Here is an 18,043-nt window from a genome sequence, read left to right as displayed (position 1 = left end):
TAGTGATAAATCGATATTAGGGAATGATTCACACATCTATGGAAATTCGCTCATCACTTAGAAAAAAAAGCATTCTCGCCCTAACACTTTACCTGTGCTTCTTTATCGCCACTATCGGTTCTGTCGCCTATTTGGTTGTTGAGCCACCGGTTAGACAAAAGCTAGAGCAAAACCTAGAGTTACGTACCCAACTCCTGGCTCTTGAGATCAAAGAGCCCCTCCTCAGTTCTACAGGTGTATTGAGCAGCTTAGTAGGGCTAGCCCAAGGGACTGAAAATATTCAATCTCTCAACACAATAATTCCACATATTCTTCAATTGAGTGACAAGATGCTTGTTAGTGGTGGCGTATGGCCTAAACCCGAACTCAAAGCAGAACAATGGAGATATAAAAGTCTATTCTTCAATAAAAACAGTGATAGTGGTATTGACCAAATTCACTCCTACAATAACCCCGAATCTGGCGGTTATGATAATGAACCCTGGTATGTCGCTGCCGCCGATGCTCCGGTAGGTTCTGTTAGTTGGTCTACGGTTTACATCGATACCTTTACTCAGGTCCAGATGATTACCGCGTCTTCTCCGTACTACCAAAACGGTCGATTCGCTGGAGTTGTAACGGTAGACCTATCACTTGATGCACTTTTTCAGTTTATTCGAGAGCACACGAACCAGCATTCTTTGGGGGTAGTGGTTCGCGATGCTGACTCAAACGTGATTATTGAACACAACTTTCAACTGACGGACGAAATTTATGTCAGCGAGCTTGATTTCGGAGAGTTCGATTGGCGCATGGAAGTTGTCAACGCAAAAGCTAAAGTCGCCGATCAAGTGTTTGAACAAGTGATGAGCGTTGAGGGGAGGATCATTCCATTTTTGCTCTTGTGTGTCTTGGTCGGTTACTACTTACTGAATCGCTATATTGTTGAACCAATTGTTCGCATTGCCGCTAAGATTGATGACTCGAAAACTGGTGGGATCATAGATATTGACTACGATAGCGATGACGAAATCGGACAGCTTATCGAGAAGTTCAATGAAAAGACGATCTATTTAGAGCAGGAGAGAATAAAAGCTCAGGCTTCGACAAACGCTAAAACGGCATTCTTAGCCACATTGTCCCACGAGATTCGCACACCAATGAACGGTGTACTAGGAACTGCCCAGATACTGTTAAAAACACCACTTACCGATGAGCAGCGTAAGCACCTGAGAACACTTTATGATTCAGGTGATCACATGATGACATTACTCAATGAGATTTTAGATTACTCAAAAATTGAACAAGGGCATGTTGAGTTTGAAAATAAGCCTTTCCCAATTGAGTCGATTATCGGCAGTATCAAGAGTGTTTATCAAACGCTATGTGCAGAAAAAGGTCTTCGCTTTAGAGTAGTCTCGCATTTACCAACGGGTCGTTGGTACAACAATGACAAAGCCCGTTTGCGTCAAGTACTGTTCAATCTACTCAATAACGCTGTTAAGTTCACCGATCGTGGCATCGTAGAGGTAGAGCTAGCCGAGAAATCGAGTAAGGCTGGCACCAAGCTGATACTAAAGGTAAAAGATACAGGGATTGGTATTTCAAAAGAGGCACAAAAACGCATTTTTCGTCCTTTTGAGCAAGCAGAGTCATCAACGACTAGACGGTTTGGTGGTACAGGGCTTGGTTTAGCAATAGTCAAAGAAATCGCGGAACATATGGGTGGGCAAGTGGTTGTAGAGAGTCAGGAGGACGCTGGAACGACTTTTACTGTCGAAATTGCCCTTACACCTTGCAAGCCGGGTAAAGTAGAGTCAATCAATACACATAAATTGAACTGTAAAGGGTTGAAAGCACTCATTGTTGAAGACAACCGAACAAATGCGATCATTATGGAAACTTTCCTCCGAGCCAAGGGCTTTGAGTGCACAAGTGTCGAAAATGGTCAGCTTGCAGTCGATGAGGTTGCGATCAAACCATTTGATTTGATACTGATGGATAATCATATGCCTGTTCTAGATGGCGTTGGGGCCATATCAGCCATTCGAGCAATGAGTTCACCTGCTAAGTCGGTACTGATTTTTGGCTGTACAGCGGATGTGTTCAAAGAAACACAAGAGCGTATGATTAATGTAGGAGCAGACCACATAATAGCGAAACCAATAGTGGAGTCTGAATTAAATGATGCACTGTATCTTCATGCGACACAGTTATATCAGTACCAATCGGACTTTGATGGAAATGCAGCAGATAGCTTTAATGCTGAAAAGTGGTTACTCAACTTCTATGTCGCTCTAGATAATGGACATCTTAATGAAGCACTTGAGGCTATTTCAGCGATCATTGCGGAGGCTCCCCTTGAACTCAGTGGCGACGTTTCTTCAGTCGCCGAACGGATAAGAAGTAACTTAAAGCGTCAGCAATCCCCAGACCAAGATGATATCGATACATTAACGATTTTGCTGGCCTCACCATAATTTAATCAATATGGCGCAACTGTGAATTGTTCTTACTATTCATACGTCATCCAGCTTCGTGACAAACTCTTCTAACCCGCAATGAACAGGCTTGCAGTTTTACTTTTACGAGTAAAACAGCAAGACCTTCTACTGTGATTATATCGGTAATACTCTGAATTTTCGCAGCTTGGTAGCATAAGCTATAGGAGTGACTGTTTTCGGTCCGAGTTTTGTTCTAACTTTACGTCAAAATAATTATCGTAACCCCTTTTTATGTAAGTGAAATCCGTGTTTTTGTACCATTTTTACGTGATTTTAGGCGTTTTTACTCGCCATTGGTGAAAAAAACTACTTTTACTTTAAAAGTTGGTTATAAATTTACAACTTAATTTTAAATACAGAGCCATAAGCTAGTTTTTGTGTGTTCTAATTGCATCATTAACTGGCTTGATGTCTTTTTGGTGGTTAATAGTTTTATTATTTTCATTAATTGCAGTGTTTGATTTTAAGGGTTTTGTGAATGAAGTCTCGTGGACCATTTTGTATTCGTCACGCCGCAGCGGATACCTTTGCTATGGTTGTTTTTTGCTTTATCACAGGGATGATTGTCGAGATTTTGATTTCAGGGATGACATTTGAGCAATCTCTAGCATCGCGTACGCTATCGATTCCAGTGAATATCGCCATTGCTTGGCCGTATGGGGTTTTTCGTGATTGGGTGCTGCATCAAGGTAGTAAGGTGTCACCGTCTTCCTTTATGAAGAATATCTCTGATCTGGTCGCTTATGTACTATTTCAATCTCCAGTTTATGCGGGTATCTTATTCGCAGTTGGCGCATCTACAGATCAAATTGTGACCGCAGTAGCAAGTAACGCTGTTATTTCTTGTGGCATGGGTGTGTTGTATGGGTACTTCTTGGACATGTGCCGCCGTTGGTTCCGTGTTCCCGGTTATTCTCAAAGCATCTAAATGCCCCAGTTTTGCTCAATTTAGTTACTTAGTGAGCAATCGATTCGAAAAGGGCGCTTTTTTTTATGTTTAGCCTTGACCATCAGGCACATAATCATTAAATTAGCGCCTCGTTAGCCAATGATGCTAACCAAAATTTGATTCGGTGAGTTGTCCGAGTGGCTGAAGGAGCACGCCTGGAAAGTGTGTATACGGCAACGTATCGAGAGTTCGAATCTCTCACTCACCGCCACATTCTAAAAGGTCTGATTTGTCAGGCCTTTTTTCGTATCTACACTAAAGTAATGCGTCATTGAAAGTACACAAGAGTGCTCAAGGTGCAAGCGCCATTCTATCTACAAGCCAACTATTCACATCTCACCTCGATACAACGCCAAAATTGAAGAAGCTATACAGAGGCAGCCATAATCTGATTGGTGCGGGTTAGCCTATCCGCTTTAATCTAGAATTTAGCACCCATATCACATGAGGTATGAATACGGCCACAAGAATGAACGTAGTGCTACTAGATGCTAAGCAAAACAGCCATGAACACGAATACAACAGCAATCATACCAAAGAGATCTGTGTTTGGATTGAGGTCATCAGGGTTAAATTTTTCAATGCTTTGCGTCGTTTTGCATCTTATCTTCATGTTCTTGTCCTTATTTCATGTACTATTTCAACAGCAACATAACATGCAATTGAGTGTTCACAAGTCATAAAAAGCATAAGTATACTTGCACCTCATTGAGCGCAAAAAAATACTCAAAGCGTTTTAAAGTGGCGGTCTACCTTTTGTAACATCAAATGTTCTTTCTGTTTTTGTGCCTGTATCGCTATAGTTGAGAAACGGTTATCTCGTTCTAGTTAGGAACAAACTACTGGCTGCCGCTACATTCTCTCAGCGTTCCCACTCAGTCGCCTTGGGTAGATACTTTAGTCGTTGAGTACTGCAAAAAAACGCCGCATGAGCAGCGGCGCTTTGTTGAGGAATTCCCTTTCCTACTTGTAGCTAAGTTCTGTCGCTTTGCCTTTGAAGATCCTGTATACCACAAAGGTGTAAAGCAATATCACCGGCATAACAATCATCACACCGTAGCCCACGATTATTAATGTCGCAGGTGAGGAGGCCGATTGTTGTGCGGTCATCAACCCCGGCACAACTTCTGGGAAGAAGCTGTACGCAAGACCTAGAAAGCTCAACGCGAAAATGACGGTGACACCAAAGAAAGGCCAGCGCACACCCAGATCATTCACCATTGGAACCTGACGCAAATAGCGATCAACTAGGAAGATGGTTGCCAATACAATTAACGGAACTGGGGCAAGCAACAAGATTTCTGGGAAGCTGAACCAACGCAAGGCAACTTGTTGATTTACAATTGGGTTTACAACACTCACTACCAAGATACCCAGAGCCGCTAACCAACCAGCACGGCGAGACCAACGCGCCGAGCGTATTTGCAAATCACCTTCCGTTTTCAGTACCAACCATGCGCCACCGATGTAAACGTACGCCGCTGTTACACAAAGTGCGCTTAACCATGCAAAGCCAAATGCTTCGGTTGATTGCTCAAACCCCATGATGTAACGACCCACCATGTAACCCTGAGTTAGTGCGGTGATTAGCGAGCCAATTCGGAAGCACCAATCCCAATGAGGCTTATGATCCGAGTTGGCTTTGGCTCGGAAGTCGAATGCCACGCCACGCATGATCAGTGCGATAAGCATGATGGCGGTCGGCATGTAAAGCTCCGTCAAAATCAAGCTATGAGCGGTAGGAAAGGCAATCAGCAGAATACCGACGGCTAACACCAACCACGTTTCATTCGCGTCCCAGAAAGGGCCGATAGATGCTATCATTCGGTCACGTTGCGCTTCATTATCACTTGGCAACAGGATACCGACGCCAAGGTCGTAGCCGTCGAGCACGGCATACATAAAGACCGAGAAGCCAAGCAGCAGAAGGTAAATTTCTGGTAGATAGTCGAGCATGATTAGGCCTCTTGTTGTGTCAGTGGGACTTCATGGGCTGCAACGTCTTTGCGCGCCAAATAGAACAGGGTATGGATGTACGCAACCAGCAATGCAGCGTAAATGGCTAAGTACATAATGAGCGAAGTCATCACGCTACTGCTCGCAACCGTGGTGACGGCTTCTGATGTACGCAATACACCGCTGACCAACCAAGGCTGTCGGCCAATCTCAGTAACATACCACCCCGCCAGTGTGGCTATCCAACCAGAGAACGTCATGGCTAATACCGTGTACAGGTAAGGTTTAGGTAGCGATTTTTTACGTGCTAGCTTCACCGCGCCATACCAACTAACCAGCAACATAAGGACACCTACACCAACCATCACGCGGAAACCAAAGAACAAGGGCTTCACTGGCGGGTGGTCAGGCGCAAACTCGTTAAGTCCCTGGATTTCCCCGTCTAAGTCATGCGTAAGAATCAAACTCGCCAACTTAGGGATGCCCACTTCAAAATCATTGCTGCGAGTTTCTTCATTTGGCATCGCAAATAGTAGAAGAGGCGCGCCTTGCTCGGTCTCCCACACACCTTCCATCGCTGCAATTTTTGCAGGTTGATGTTCAAGCGTGTTTAACCCGTGAAGGTCACCGACAAAGATTTGTACCGGGATGAACCCAGCCGCCGCGAACAGCGCGACTTTTAGGCCAAGTTTGGCTGAGCGGTGATCTGACTTTTTCATTATTTGATAAGCCGAGATACCTGCAATCAAGAAGCTGGCAGTCAGCGCCGATGCTAATAGCGTGTGTAGAAGACGGTACGGTAAAGAAGGATTGAAAATAACTTCCTTCCAACTGGTTACATGCACAATACCGTCAATTACTTCATAGCCGCTTGGTGTGTGCATCCAGCTGTTAAGCACCAGAATCCAAAATGCGGACATACTTGTCCCTACAGCAACCAGAACGGTGGCGAGAGTATGAACCCACTCCGGTACTCGTCCTCGTCCAAAAAGCATCACGCCAAGGAAGGTGGCTTCCATAAAGAAGGCGGTCATCACTTCGTACCCGAGCAATGGTCCAGCTACGTTTCCGACTCGTTCCATAAAGCCTGGCCAGTTGGTACCAAACTGGAAGCTCATCGTAATACCGGATACCACGCCTAAGGCGAAAGTAAGAGCGAATATCTTGACCCAGAAGTAATAAACATCGAGCCATACGGGGGCTTGTGTGCGGTTATATCGCCACTTGAAAAACACCAACATCCATGCCAACGCGATGGTGATGGTCGGGAAGAGAATGTGAAAGCTGATATTGGCCGCGAACTGGATCCGCGACAGCATGAGGGTATCTAACATCTTGGTTCCTCAAAAACGTGCCATACTAAAAATCGTGTCTATCTGTAATTTAGTTACGAAAAGTCGGGCAGTTTGGATTCATGTATCGAGAAATACAGGTGATTCTGTTTTCTTCTAACCATGATTTATATCAACTAAGACAAAGAAAGGAGTGTGGGAAATTGTCTCAAAATGCCGCTAATAGTCGCGAGAAGTGAGTAAAAGAAAGCAAATGTAACTGAGGCTGCATGAATTAAGATTAGTTCGAATTATCCTTATGATGGTTTCGATAATCCTGAAATAAAATTACAGAAACAATATTTTTAGTAAGGAAAATTGCCTTGCCTTCACTTTGAACCTCCATACTATTTATACACTAGTCATGTCGAGAACATCTCAAACACAGCAAACTTACTGGCAGTTAAGGTGGGAAACTTTAGCTAATTGATAAACTTAAAATTGCACTGCTAATGACATATGCATCATAAGTTCGTTAGCACTCGACCAGAAGTGCGATAGGCTACATTTTTATACTAGCGAACGATTTGGCGCTAGGTAATTCGGTTTTCACTAGATCAACAAGTCGACTGCGGACCATTTTCGATTCCTGATGAGTTTCAATCCAAACTGACACTTACTTTTCAGCAAGTGTGCTAGTGTCTTTCTTATTATTTATTAAATAATTAATAGATGCCGATATGGTAAAGAGAGTTGTGGACAGCTATCTCGAGCAGTAGACTGGCGCTAGCCAGAGAGTCTGACTTTGAGGGGGGCATTCTACATGAATTTTGGATTCTGCCACCGCAAAGCTGATATTGAATTTGATGGAGATGGATAATGAATGACAGTTGGGCTAATTTCTTTCCTTACTTTGCTGGAGCTTTTAAGCTTATTGTATTAGGGATAGGAGCCTACTTAGCCATTAAATGGCATTTTGACGAAGAGCGAAGGGTAAGAGAAGCGGAAGGTGTAGTGTTTGATAACCCAAGTCTCATGAAAAAGTTTGCGAAGACGCTAACTCTGCCATTCCTTTTGTGTCTTCTAGTTCTTCTTGTTATATATGCTACCAACTGGTTCCTGTACTGACGGCTTTATTGTTTGTTGTAGTAAAGTTGAATGCTGCCACCTCTGAGAGTCGAGCCGTAGTTGAAGTTAACGCCTATGCCGAAATTGTCCAACCAATCAAAGGGCTTTGGTGCATAAAATAGCCATCCTATAGAAGCTTCGTAGTAATGCGGACTTCCAAGTTCGTCGCTTAAATCATGCGAAAGGTCGACTCTTTTAATCCCAGTAAATAAAGCTTGCTCACCGTGATAAATATTGTAGTAACCGGTGATTTCATTAGATAGGTACCAACCTTTAGGGTTGCCTATATTGCCGTTATTTGCGCTTCCCCAGCTGTGCCCAATGAATGAATTCAATGTCGAACTGGCATGCCATTTCCCCCAACTTGTGGGAGACGTGTATTTGGCTTTAATGGATGGTTGAACTATTGCCGCCCATGCTGAAACGTTAACGGCACGGCCGTCTAGGATTCTTCCAATGATGGATGAAAGTTTATTATCTGTAGAGAATGAGTTTTTATAACGCATAAGGTGAGTCGTCGTTCTGGTGCTAAGGGTGACGTTTTCACTTGCTTTGTATAGATACCCATAACCAATCGATGCACCGTATGTCCTTTCCTTGAGAAGATCCTTACTTGTGCCGAATAGTTTGAGATCATTCTCTGTTTGTATCGTAAATGCCTTAAACGACAGCTCATGTAAGTCCTCGCTGCCCTCTATGTCAAAGTTAGTCGTGTAAGGGAGAACATATACGGATTTGCTTCGACGTTCATTGATTGACTCGTCAGTCCCGAACTCTGGGTTGGCGGTATCAAATAATGCATTCGGATCAAAGTCGCCAATACCAAACGCAATTGCGTCAGTGTCGGACAGCAAAACCGCGATAGAAAAACGTTGTTGGAGAAGGTTGCTAATTTCCTTATCTAGTGGATCCGCTTGAGCTGTGTTAGGAAGAGAGAGTAGGAGAGCGAGCGAAACGACTCGCCACTCCACTGAGGCGAAGTTGGGTTGGAACATTTTGGCTCTTTCAAATGGTTCATGCATGGAGTTTTTGGACGTACCGGTACGCTAACATTAGTTTAATCGTTGAATGGTCGGTGTAACTTTGAGAAATCTATGTTTTCTCATATTGATATGAAAAAGTTCCTTAAACGAGTTTAGCTTCAATGTGTATGCTGCACCAGATTTGTTTAGCAACATCATTCTTTTCTGAAGATGTAGCAAGACTTTGTGACTAGGTTGCATTATTTTCTTTAATGCGTCTCTTGAGAGGAAAATAGCAAACTTTTTTATTGCCTTGGCGCTCAAGAAAATCTGAATCGTTCACTGTGCTACTGGTTAACTTCGAAAACTTGTAAGCATCCTGTCTGCCAACATCACGACTAACATCATCAAGGAGTACCCTTAAATACGTCAGATAAACAATGGTTTTTTTGAGCTTTAGAAGAAATGTTCGGACCTTTGCATATTACGCGGTCGTGCTCAATCCAAAAACTGTATTTTGTATGTGTTCTCAGTAAATCATTGATTCGATCTATTCTTCAAAATGTGGTCCCTTTTAATTCACTTTCTGTTACATATTTTTCGTTTTGAAAGAGCATTTTAATTTGCATCTTTTGAAAAGATCTCTTTGTTAAATTTTGTATAAAATCAACTAATTGTTGAAATTAGAACCCTTGTCAAAAAGTCATTAGATTTCATGTTGAATAGCCTCTTTTACCTAATGGTATACTCTATTTGTTTGATATAATTTCCGGCAGTTTGTATACCATAAATAAAGAGAGTCTATTCATGTTCCAGAACTTAACGATCAAGCAGAAGATAGTGATTCCGCTGTCATTGATTATTGGATTGTTTATTGTGAGCTCTGTATTAAACGTTATGACAAGTTGGAAGCAATCTGAATTGAGTGAGACACTCAACGAACAGATCGTGCCGAACTTATTAACGATTGAGGATGCTTATCGCGATCTTTACCAAGCAACATCTGCAATCCAAGGTGTTGCACTTTCTGATACTCAAAACGATATTGATCATCACATCGGTGAATACAAAGACAACGCCTACAAAGCGCTGCCACGTATGGAACAAATGATTGAGCTATCACAAGCCGGTGTGACGCCTTCTACACATGGTAATGAAGTTCGAACGCTTGTCTCTTTGGGTGAAAAATGGTTAGCAAGTTATGAGGCGATGCTACGTTTACCTCAATCTCAATGGCGTGGTTACTACAATGAGCACAAACATACCTTTGAAGACCAATTTATCGAGGTTAGAGCGCAGCTTAACGTTGTAAAAGATGCAATAGAAGAAAAGCAAAGCCAATTGAAGGACGAAATATCAGCGGCTGCAACAAGAGCAGAACTCATTCTTGAAGCGGGCATTGTGATTGTTATTCTGGCCGCTATTGCGATGGCGTTTTTGTTGTTGCAAACGGTTGTGAAGCCTATCAATGATATTAAAAATGCGATGACAGAAATTGCGTCCGGTGAAGGTGATCTAAGTCAGCGAATCGATGTAAAAACACAAGACGAAATTGGCAATTTAGCAGACGCATTTAACCAGTTTGTGTCCAAAATTCAAATGACAGTCGCTCAGGTAATTGAAAGCTCAAATACCTTACGTAACGAAATGGCAAATCTTAGCTCGTTGACCACGACCATCGCGAATTCGACCGTTTCTCAGCAAAAAGATAGTGAGGCGGTAGCGGCGGCAGTGCATGAAATGCAAGTCACCAGCAGAAATGTAAGCGATAGCGCTAACGAAGCTGCGGTTGCGAGCCAAACAGCGAATGATGAACTTACCAATACCAATGTTATTTTGGATCAAACGGTTAGCTCAATTCGTAGCCTCGCAAGTGAAATCGAAAGCGCAAGCCACGTCATTAACACATTGGATCATGATGTGAGTAACATTGCGTCCGTACTGGATGTAATTCGTGGTATTGCCGAGCAAACAAACTTATTAGCGCTTAACGCAGCCATTGAAGCGGCTCGCGCTGGAGAGCAAGGGCGAGGCTTTGCTGTGGTAGCGGACGAGGTTCGTTCTTTAGCCAGTCGTACGCAACAGAGTACGGGAGAAATCCAAACCATGATTGAAAAGCTACAATCTGGTGCAGGACAAGCTGTAGAAGTGATGCGCGGTAGCCAAAATAGCAGTGATGAAACGATCAAGTCCGCTGGCCGAGCGAGTGAATCCCTTTCTGAAATCTTGAACGCGATTTCACGTATGAACGAGATGAATACACACATTGCAACGGCTGCGAGCCAGCAAAGTACAGTAAGTGACGAAGTAAATAGCAACGTACAAGGCATTGCAGACAGTAGCACTTCAATTGTGGAAATCGTAAACCAAGCGCAAGCTTCTTTAGCCATGTTGTCAGAGCAAACTCAACGTTTAGCTCATCAGGTCAGTCAGTTCAAAGTATAAGCTTGAGAACAGCAATCTCACTGACGAAATAACCCGCTTCTTAGCGGGTTATTTTTTAGATAAGTGGCGAACCTGACTTGTGAAATTTCGACTATATTTACATTCCTTTCTCACTTTAGTTCGTATACCAGAGTGGGCAAATAACCCTAGACAGCGGTAACAAACTCTGTACAGCGTGATGATGCTTTTATCATCACTTTTGCTGCTTTTTAACCATTGCAATTGCACACAGTAAAATGTGATTTCCAACCCAAAATCTTCAAATTTGAGAACTTCATAACACCTTTACCATAAACGTTTTTCGTAAGCGTATAGAACTGTAAATTTTGTTGTATGTACAACACTGGGTATTTATCATCCTAATTAATTTGTTCTGGATATACATCCGTTAGTCATTATTAAGTCATTCTAGAAGCTTTTAATAAGGAATCTTGAAGGCTTGTCGGTAGATAAGAGAGAAAAATTCATGAGACGTAAAACCACGCTATCTCTGCTGATTGCGTCGAGCCTTTTTGTGGTTGGATGTCAACCTAGCGAAGAAGGATCGAGCCAAGGTGGTGGTCCTGCGCCCGCAACCGAAGTAGAAGTGTTAACAGTGCTGCCAACGCGCCAAGCATTGACAGTAGAGTTGCCGGGTCGTAGCCGAGCATTCAAAGAAGCAGAAGTTCGTCCGCAAGTCACTGGCATTATTTCGGAGCGAAATTTTGTTGAAGGTGGCCTTGTTGAACAAGGGCAGTCGCTATATCAAATTGATGATTCATCATTTCAGGCGGATTTGCTGAGCGCTGAAGCGGAATTAATCCGTGCGCAAGCTGCGGCAGAGTCGACCTATGCCACGGTGAAGCGTTACAGAACCTTGATCACCAAAAAATCCATCAGCCAACAAGACTTGGATGAAGCAGAAGCGGCATACAAAGAAGCGAAAGCGCAGGTCCTAGTCGCAAAAGCCAAGATCAACACAGCAAAAATCAATTTAGATTACACGCAAGTCAAAGCTCCGATTAGCGGGGTGATCGGTAAATCGAGTGTGACAGCGGGTGCGTTGGTTACGGCTAACCAAGCTGCCAAATTAGCAACCATTCAGCAGCTTGACCCTATCAATGTTGATATTGTGCAATCATCCGCGCAACTGCTGCGTTTGAAAGCATCACTCTCCCAAGGCCATATGCAAGAAGATGACTCTGCGCAAGTTACATTGATGCTTGAAGATGGCAGCACTTACGAACACAAAGGCACAATGAAATTTACTGAGGTCAATGTGAACGAAAGTACGGGCAGCGTGACGCTTCGTGCCGAATTCCCAAACCCTGACGGTTTGTTGCTACCTGGAATGTTTGTTCGTGCGACGGTCATTACTGGTGTCGACCCTGATGCGATTCTAATACCACAAAATACGGTATCTCGTGATGCGACAGGTAAAGCGACAGTGATGACGGTTAATGGCGAGAACAAAGTGGAAGCGAAACCAGTGAAGACTGCCGAAGCGATCAATAGCCAATGGCGCATTATTGATGGTTTGAACGCGGGTGATAAAGTCATTACCGCCGGTTTACAAAAGGTAGGGCCAGGCAGTTCGGTAACTATCCAAAACGGTGAACAGGAGTAATCATGGCACGATTTTTTATCGATCGTCCGGTATTTGCTTGGGTTCTCGCGATTCTAACGATGTTGGCGGGGGTAATGTCATTATTCAATTTACCCGTCTCGCAATACCCAACGATTTCACCGACGACGATCACCATCAGTGCTCGCTATCCAGGTGCATCTGCAAAAACCGTTGAAGACTCGGTAACGCAGGTTATCGAGCAAAACATGACAGGATTAGATTACCTTCGCTACCTATCATCGAGCAGTGATGCATTTGGTAATGCGACAATTACCCTGACGTTTGATAGCGAAGCTGACCCTGATATCGCGCAAGTACAGGTGCAGAACAAACTGCAATTGGCATTGACTTCATTACCGATGGAGGTACAAAACCAAGGTATTGTCGTAAATAAATCCAATACGGCATTTCTCATGGTTGTCGCAGTTTATTCTGAAGATCCAGACTTTACAGAAAACGATATCGGCGACTTTGTTGTAACGAATATTCAAGACCCGATAAGTCGTGTAACTGGCGTAGGACAAGTGCAGGCGTTTGGTGCGCAGTATGCGATGCGAGTTTGGCTGGACCCTTTTAAGCTTACGCAGTTCAACTTGACCGCGATCGACGTAGCAAATGCAATCAGTGAACAGAACGCGCAAGTTTCTTCAGGTCAACTTGGTGCGGCACCTGCGCAGGAGGGTCAGTTGTTGAATGCTACGATTTCTTCTGCAAGTCGTTTGAGCAGTGTAGAAGAGTTCCAAGACATCATTCTTAAGTCCGACGCCAGTGGTTCGAATGTTTATTTGAAAGATGTAGCTCGCGTTGAGCGTGGTGCAGAAAGTTATGATATTCGAGGCCAATATAATGGCTTCCCAGCATCGGGGTTAGGTATTTCATTAGGTACTGGCGCAAACGCGCTTGAGACAGCCAATGCGGTAAAAGAGCGCTTAGAACAACTGAGTGCAACGTTCCCAGAAGGGTTGCAGATTGCTTACCCATTTGAAACAACGCCATTCGTCAAAGCCTCGATTCAAGAAGTGGTTAAAACGCTATTAGAAGCCATTCTTCTTGTGTTCTTAATCATGTACCTGTTCTTGCAGAACTTCCGTGCGACGATCATTCCAACGATCGCAGTGCCTGTCGTATTGCTCGGAACCTTCGCTATTTTGTACGCGACTGGATTTAGTGTAAACACGTTAACCATGTTCGCGATGGTTCTGGCTATCGGTTTGCTGGTGGATGATGCCATCGTTGTGGTAGAAAACGTCGAGCGTGTGATGCATGAAGATGGTTTAGAGCCCAAAGAAGCGACCAAAAAATCGATGGGACAGATTACTGGTGCCCTGATTGGTGTCGGTTTGACGCTTTCAGCGGTATTCGTCCCTATGGCGTTTATGTCTGGTTCTACCGGGGTTATTTACCGTCAGTTTTCGATAACTATTGTGGCGGCTATGACGCTTTCCGTTTTGGTTGCGATAATTCTGACTCCGGCATTGTGTGCTACATTGCTGAAAAAAGGCGATGCTGAGCTTCTAGAGAAGAAAGGCTTCTTTGGCTGGTTTAACCGCAAGTTTGATGCGATGACAGCAGGCTATGAAACCGGCGTTGCCAAACTTCTAAAACGCACAGGTCGCATGTTGGTTGTATTTTTGGCAATGAGTGCAGGTGCTGGCTGGTTATTTATGAACCTTCCAACGTCATTTTTGCCAGATGAAGACCAAGGCACAGTATTCTCAATGGCTATTTTGCCGCCTAACTCAACACAAGAACAGACGGAAAAAACACTTGAGAAAATGCGTGACTTTTACCTAGTAGACGAAAAAGACAATGTAAAATCTGTCTTCTCCGTTGCTGGATTTAGTTTCGCAGGCCAAGGCCAAAACATGGGGATGGCATTTATCGGTCTGAAAGATTGGTCTGAGCGTGAAGCGCCGGGTGCTGATGCCGCTTCCATTACGGGCCGAGCGATGGGGTACTTCTCTACCATTAAAGAAGCTTTGGTGTTTGCGTTCGCCCCTCCAGCGATTCAAGAGCTAGGTAACTCGACAGGTTTCGATTTCTATCTCCAAGACTCGTTGAATAAAGGGCACGATGCATTAGTTGCGGCTCAAGGGCAACTTCTGGGCATGGCTGCACAAAACCCGAAACTTGTCGGTGTTCGTCCAAACGGTCAGGCAGATGCGCCAATGTACAAAGTGAACATTGACCACGTCAAACTTCGTGCTTTGGATGTCAGTATCAATGACGTAAACCAAATCCTGTCAGCTGCATGGGGCGGGGCTTACATTAACGATTATATTGACCGCGGTCGTGTGAAGAAAGTGATGGTGCAAAGTGATGCGGAATACCGCATGCAGCCAAAAGACTTCGATTCATGGTACGTACGCAACGCTAAGGGAGAGATGGTGCCTTTCTCTGCTTTTGCGAGTGGCGAGTGGACCTATGGTTCTCCTCTTTTGCAGCGCTTTGATGGTTTGCCAGCAATGAATATTCAAGGCGGTGCAGCTCCTGGTGTAAGTACTGGTGAAGCCATGGAAGAAATTGAAGCAATGGTAGAAAAGCTACCAGAAGGTTTCACGGTGAACTGGAATGGTATTTCGTATGAAGAGCGCCTTTCCGGAAACCAAGCGCCAATGCTATATGCGCTATCTATCCTCGTCGTATTCTTAGTTCTTGCCGCTTTGTATGAAAGTTGGTCAGTACCTTTCGCCGTGGTGTTAGTTGTTCCTCTTGGTGTGCTTGGTGCTGTGCTTGCGGTAATGACGCGCAGTATGGATAACGATGTGTTCTTCCAGGTGAGTTTATTAACGACGGTCGGCTTGGCAACTAAAAACGCGATTCTGATTGTTGAGTTTGCGAAAGATTACTACGAGAAAGGCGCTGGCCTTATCGAAGCAACCCTGCATGCCGTTCGTGTTCGTCTGCGCCCAATTATCATGACATCGCTTGCTTTTGGTTTGGGTGTGGTACCACTTGCTATCAGTTCAGGTGTGGGATCGGCAGGTCAAAACGCAGTAGGTACCGGCGTACTTGGTGGCATGATCAGTGCCACGATATTGGGTATATTCTTCGTCCCAATCTTCTTTGTAGTGGTTGAGCGATTGTTTGATCGACGTGCGAGAAAAGAGTCGGAGGCAGAGTTGTCTGAGACCAGCACTAAACCCAGTCAGCAAAGCGAGTAGGACTTGGTTGTTTTAACTGAGTTATACTAGTGATAATTAACACGATTAAAGGGCGCTTCGGCGCTCTTTATTTTATGTTTTCACTTGGTGGTTACCGTCTATGACGCGAGCCTGAAAGACGGCGTGTTGTGTGCAGTATCAGCACAGCCTTTTCGGCCGAATGAAAGCCTAAAGAAGAAAAACGACGATGAAAGATCAGAAAATTTCCCCAATTTCCGTTTTGGATCAAAGCCCTATGTTTGTCTGCGGTGTGATGCAGCGCATGTACCGCAATCGTGCCCAAGCCGAGCTCTCTCGGCAAAATTTGATGACACTAGAAATGGCAAGTGCACTGGCCGCTTTAGAAGAATTTCAACCTATGAGCCAGCAAGCGTTGGCTGATGCGGTTCGAACTGAGCGAAGTGTAGCAAAGCGGATGGTGGACAATCTGGAAAAGAGAGGGTTTGTTCAAGTTTCTAAAAGTAAATCGAATCAGCGCCTTAAAATGCTAAGCATGACAAAAGAGGGGGCAAATGCTTTAAAGCAAGTTCATCAAATCATGACGAATTTACAGAAAGAGTTTTTTTCTTGTTTGTCGGAATCTGAAGCGAGTGAATTTTTTCGTCTGGTAAGAAAGCTCACTTTTGCGAATCACGACCAGTAACTGACATCAATGCCGTCTAGCGTCTTTATTTTATCGCTGGCCAATTATATTAAGTTGTAGAACTTAAGAAATAGGATGCCCAACGTACAGGTCACGGTAGAAAGCACCGTAGTGAGTGCGATGATATTTGCAGCTAACGTGGCATTGCCTCCCATGGAACGCGCCATGACATAGCTGGCAGCAGCGACTGGAGAGGCGTTCATAAAGAAAAGAATACCTAGCTCAATTCCTCGAAATCCTACTAAGTAAGCTCCCATGGTGATGATGACTGGCGCTACGATGAGCTTGTAACTGCTCGCAAACCAAGATGGACCTTTCTCTTTTCTCATCAAGCTAAAGTCAAGTGAGCCACCCGTACACAACAGCGCCAAAGGCAATGTCATTTTGGACAAGTAGTCTCCTGCGTCAATAACCACATTCGGTACTGGAATAGCGAGTAAATAAAAAGCCATTCCTAGAACAATGGAGATTATGAGCGGATTCCTAGTCAGTGTTCGGCCCATCATCTTTGCTGCTTGCGAGGCAGACGTTGCCCCCTTGGGCGATAAGCAAATTACCGCTTGGACGTTATAAATAAATGTGGTGACCGCGACATAGAGCGCTGCTAGCGCCACACCTTGAGAACCATACGCATTGGCAACGTAAGCGATACCAATAATACCTGTATTTGCTCGGAACCCACCTTGGATGAGAACGCCTTGATCAGGCGATGCTTTGAACAGAAGTTTGACGGAAAGGTAGGTGAAAATGAAAAACGAAATACTAGCGATGACGCCGAAATTGACGAATCCACTTGCCGCGGAAAAGTCGTGTTCTGAAGCCACAATGCTGACAAATAACATCGCAGGCAAGGTAACTTGAAACACCAGCTTAGAGCCTACTTCGATAAAATTATCGTTGATTAGACCAAAGCGCTTAAAAAGAACGCCAAGTACCAACATCAAACAGATAGGTCCGGTTATCGACAAAGAGAATTGCAACTGATGTAAAACAGCTTCCATGTAAGTATCCGCAGCAAAAGAAAAAAGTGTTCCTGTTGCCTATTAAGCCACAAACCCGGAGGGTAGGACAGTAACGTGATGAAATTTTCTTCTGTTGTAGGTTCCGGAGTCATTTACACTCCAAGTTATGGACGAGGTCCCAATTTAACAAAGCGGTACTGGTCCTACGTGCGATATGTTGGTTAACTCGTTGTCGTGATGCATCCACATGCGTATTAGATGTGAGGGCTGGTCATCGTAGTTATGGATAGGAGTTCATCAATGAAAAGGAAACACAACAAAACTGTACTGTGTGCGTTTGTCTCTGGTTCGGTATTTGGTGCGGTTTTGGTCATTGCGATGTCTTTACCAATGTAATCCTATTAATTGGCTGTTGGAACACTCACACTAATTCAGTACAAAACAGATTGAGTTCTGCGGTATGTGCTGTTAGTT

Annotated in this window: 12 protein-coding genes and 1 tRNA gene; 8 read left to right on the top strand and 5 right to left on the bottom strand. The window is 44.1% G+C overall.

What is annotated here, in order from left to right; genetic code table 11:
• Positions 1–38: 38 nt before the first annotated feature.
• The 3 genes from KI742_RS11190 to KI742_RS11180 all read left to right on the top strand — a co-directional run bounded on the left by KI742_RS11190 (position 39) and on the right by KI742_RS11180 (position 3,643).
• Complete coding sequence (locus KI742_RS11190; protein ID WP_047100819.1) at positions 39–2,459, top strand: hybrid sensor histidine kinase/response regulator; 2,421 nt, start codon at positions 39–41, stop codon at positions 2,457–2,459.
• A gap of 502 nt (positions 2,460–2,961) precedes the next feature.
• A complete protein-coding gene (locus tag KI742_RS11185) occupies positions 2,962–3,411 on the top strand; it encodes an L-alanine exporter AlaE (protein ID WP_054575116.1) in 450 nt (149 codons plus the stop codon).
• A gap of 144 nt (positions 3,412–3,555) precedes the next feature.
• A tRNA-Ser gene (locus KI742_RS11180) sits at positions 3,556–3,643 on the top strand.
• 273 nt (positions 3,644–3,916) lie between these two features.
• Here the strand turns inward: KI742_RS11180 and KI742_RS11175 are convergent.
• The 3 genes from KI742_RS11175 to KI742_RS11165 form a co-directional block, all read right to left on the bottom strand.
• Positions 3,917–4,045 carry a hypothetical protein gene (locus KI742_RS11175; protein ID WP_017635045.1) on the bottom strand — a complete coding sequence of 43 codons (129 nt, stop codon included), beginning with the start codon at positions 4,043–4,045 and terminating at the stop codon, positions 3,917–3,919.
• Positions 4,046–4,395: 350 nt separating this feature from the next.
• Positions 4,396–5,388 (bottom strand): cytochrome d ubiquinol oxidase subunit II, encoded by a 993-nt coding sequence (locus KI742_RS11170; RefSeq protein WP_285386175.1) that lies wholly within the window; start codon positions 5,386–5,388, stop codon positions 4,396–4,398.
• A 2-nt stretch (positions 5,389–5,390) separates the two neighbouring features.
• Complete coding sequence (locus KI742_RS11165) at positions 5,391–6,722, bottom strand: cytochrome ubiquinol oxidase subunit I (RefSeq protein ID WP_213893717.1); 1,332 nt, start codon at positions 6,720–6,722, stop codon at positions 5,391–5,393.
• A gap of 816 nt (positions 6,723–7,538) precedes the next feature.
• Between KI742_RS11165 and KI742_RS11160 the strand changes: the two genes are divergently transcribed.
• On the top strand, positions 7,539–7,787 hold the full coding sequence (locus KI742_RS11160) for a hypothetical protein (protein ID WP_005378271.1): 249 nt from the start codon (positions 7,539–7,541) through the stop codon (positions 7,785–7,787).
• A gap of 5 nt (positions 7,788–7,792) precedes the next feature.
• Here the strand turns inward: KI742_RS11160 and KI742_RS11155 are convergent, their stop codons facing one another.
• Complete coding sequence (locus KI742_RS11155; RefSeq protein ID WP_025766900.1) at positions 7,793–8,782, bottom strand: Solitary outer membrane autotransporter beta-barrel domain; 990 nt, start codon at positions 8,780–8,782, stop codon at positions 7,793–7,795.
• Between the two features lie 774 nt (positions 8,783–9,556).
• Between KI742_RS11155 and KI742_RS11150 the strand changes: the two genes are divergently transcribed.
• From KI742_RS11150 to KI742_RS11135, 4 genes are all read left to right on the top strand, one after another.
• The gene (locus tag KI742_RS11150; RefSeq protein ID WP_285386177.1) at positions 9,557–11,194 is read left to right on the top strand and encodes a methyl-accepting chemotaxis protein; all 1,638 of its coding nucleotides are present in this window, start codon (positions 9,557–9,559) and stop codon (positions 11,192–11,194) included.
• Positions 11,195–11,660: 466 nt separating this feature from the next.
• Positions 11,661–12,800: an efflux RND transporter periplasmic adaptor subunit gene (locus tag KI742_RS11145; protein WP_086046620.1), complete on the top strand. Its 1,140-nt coding sequence runs from the start codon at positions 11,661–11,663 to the stop codon at positions 12,798–12,800.
• Positions 12,801–12,802: 2 nt separating this feature from the next.
• The gene (locus tag KI742_RS11140; protein ID WP_054577971.1) at positions 12,803–15,964 is read left to right on the top strand and encodes an efflux RND transporter permease subunit; all 3,162 of its coding nucleotides are present in this window, start codon (positions 12,803–12,805) and stop codon (positions 15,962–15,964) included.
• Positions 15,965–16,151: 187 nt separating this feature from the next.
• Positions 16,152–16,607: a MarR family winged helix-turn-helix transcriptional regulator gene (locus KI742_RS11135; protein WP_017635039.1), complete on the top strand. Its 456-nt coding sequence runs from the start codon at positions 16,152–16,154 to the stop codon at positions 16,605–16,607.
• A gap of 44 nt (positions 16,608–16,651) precedes the next feature.
• On the opposite strand, the gene KI742_RS11130 is transcribed toward KI742_RS11135, so the two are convergent.
• Positions 16,652–17,608 carry an AEC family transporter gene (locus tag KI742_RS11130; RefSeq protein ID WP_005388415.1) on the bottom strand — a complete coding sequence of 319 codons (957 nt, stop codon included), beginning with the start codon at positions 17,606–17,608 and terminating at the stop codon, positions 16,652–16,654.
• Between the last annotated feature and the right edge of the window lie 435 nt (positions 17,609–18,043).

It is taken from the genome of Vibrio sp. D417a, assembly GCF_030248595.1.
GTDB lineage: Bacteria > Pseudomonadota > Gammaproteobacteria > Enterobacterales > Vibrionaceae > Vibrio > Vibrio alginolyticus.
This window is presented reverse-complemented; position numbering and strand designations above follow the sequence as displayed.

Excerpts from the sequence above, each read along its gene's own strand:
- KI742_RS11190 (WP_047100819.1), top strand. The coding sequence starts at position 39 with ATGGAAATTCGCTCATCACTTAGAAAAAAAAGCATTCTCGCCCTAACA.
- KI742_RS11185 (WP_054575116.1), top strand. The coding sequence starts at position 2,962 with ATGAAGTCTCGTGGACCATTTTGTATTCGTCACGCCGCAGCGGATACC.
- KI742_RS11175 (WP_017635045.1), bottom strand. The coding sequence starts at position 4,045 with ATGAAGATAAGATGCAAAACGACGCAAAGCATTGAAAAATTTAACCCT.
- KI742_RS11170 (WP_285386175.1), bottom strand. The coding sequence starts at position 5,388 with ATGCTCGACTATCTACCAGAAATTTACCTTCTGCTGCTTGGCTTCTCG.
- KI742_RS11165 (WP_213893717.1), bottom strand. The coding sequence starts at position 6,722 with ATGTTAGATACCCTCATGCTGTCGCGGATCCAGTTCGCGGCCAATATC.
- KI742_RS11160 (WP_005378271.1), top strand. The coding sequence starts at position 7,539 with ATGAATGACAGTTGGGCTAATTTCTTTCCTTACTTTGCTGGAGCTTTT.
- KI742_RS11155 (WP_025766900.1), bottom strand. The coding sequence starts at position 8,782 with ATGTTCCAACCCAACTTCGCCTCAGTGGAGTGGCGAGTCGTTTCGCTC.
- KI742_RS11150 (WP_285386177.1), top strand. The coding sequence starts at position 9,557 with ATGTTCCAGAACTTAACGATCAAGCAGAAGATAGTGATTCCGCTGTCA.
- KI742_RS11145 (WP_086046620.1), top strand. The coding sequence starts at position 11,661 with ATGAGACGTAAAACCACGCTATCTCTGCTGATTGCGTCGAGCCTTTTT.
- KI742_RS11140 (WP_054577971.1), top strand. The coding sequence starts at position 12,803 with ATGGCACGATTTTTTATCGATCGTCCGGTATTTGCTTGGGTTCTCGCG.
- KI742_RS11135 (WP_017635039.1), top strand. The coding sequence starts at position 16,152 with ATGAAAGATCAGAAAATTTCCCCAATTTCCGTTTTGGATCAAAGCCCT.
- KI742_RS11130 (WP_005388415.1), bottom strand. The coding sequence starts at position 17,608 with ATGGAAGCTGTTTTACATCAGTTGCAATTCTCTTTGTCGATAACCGGA.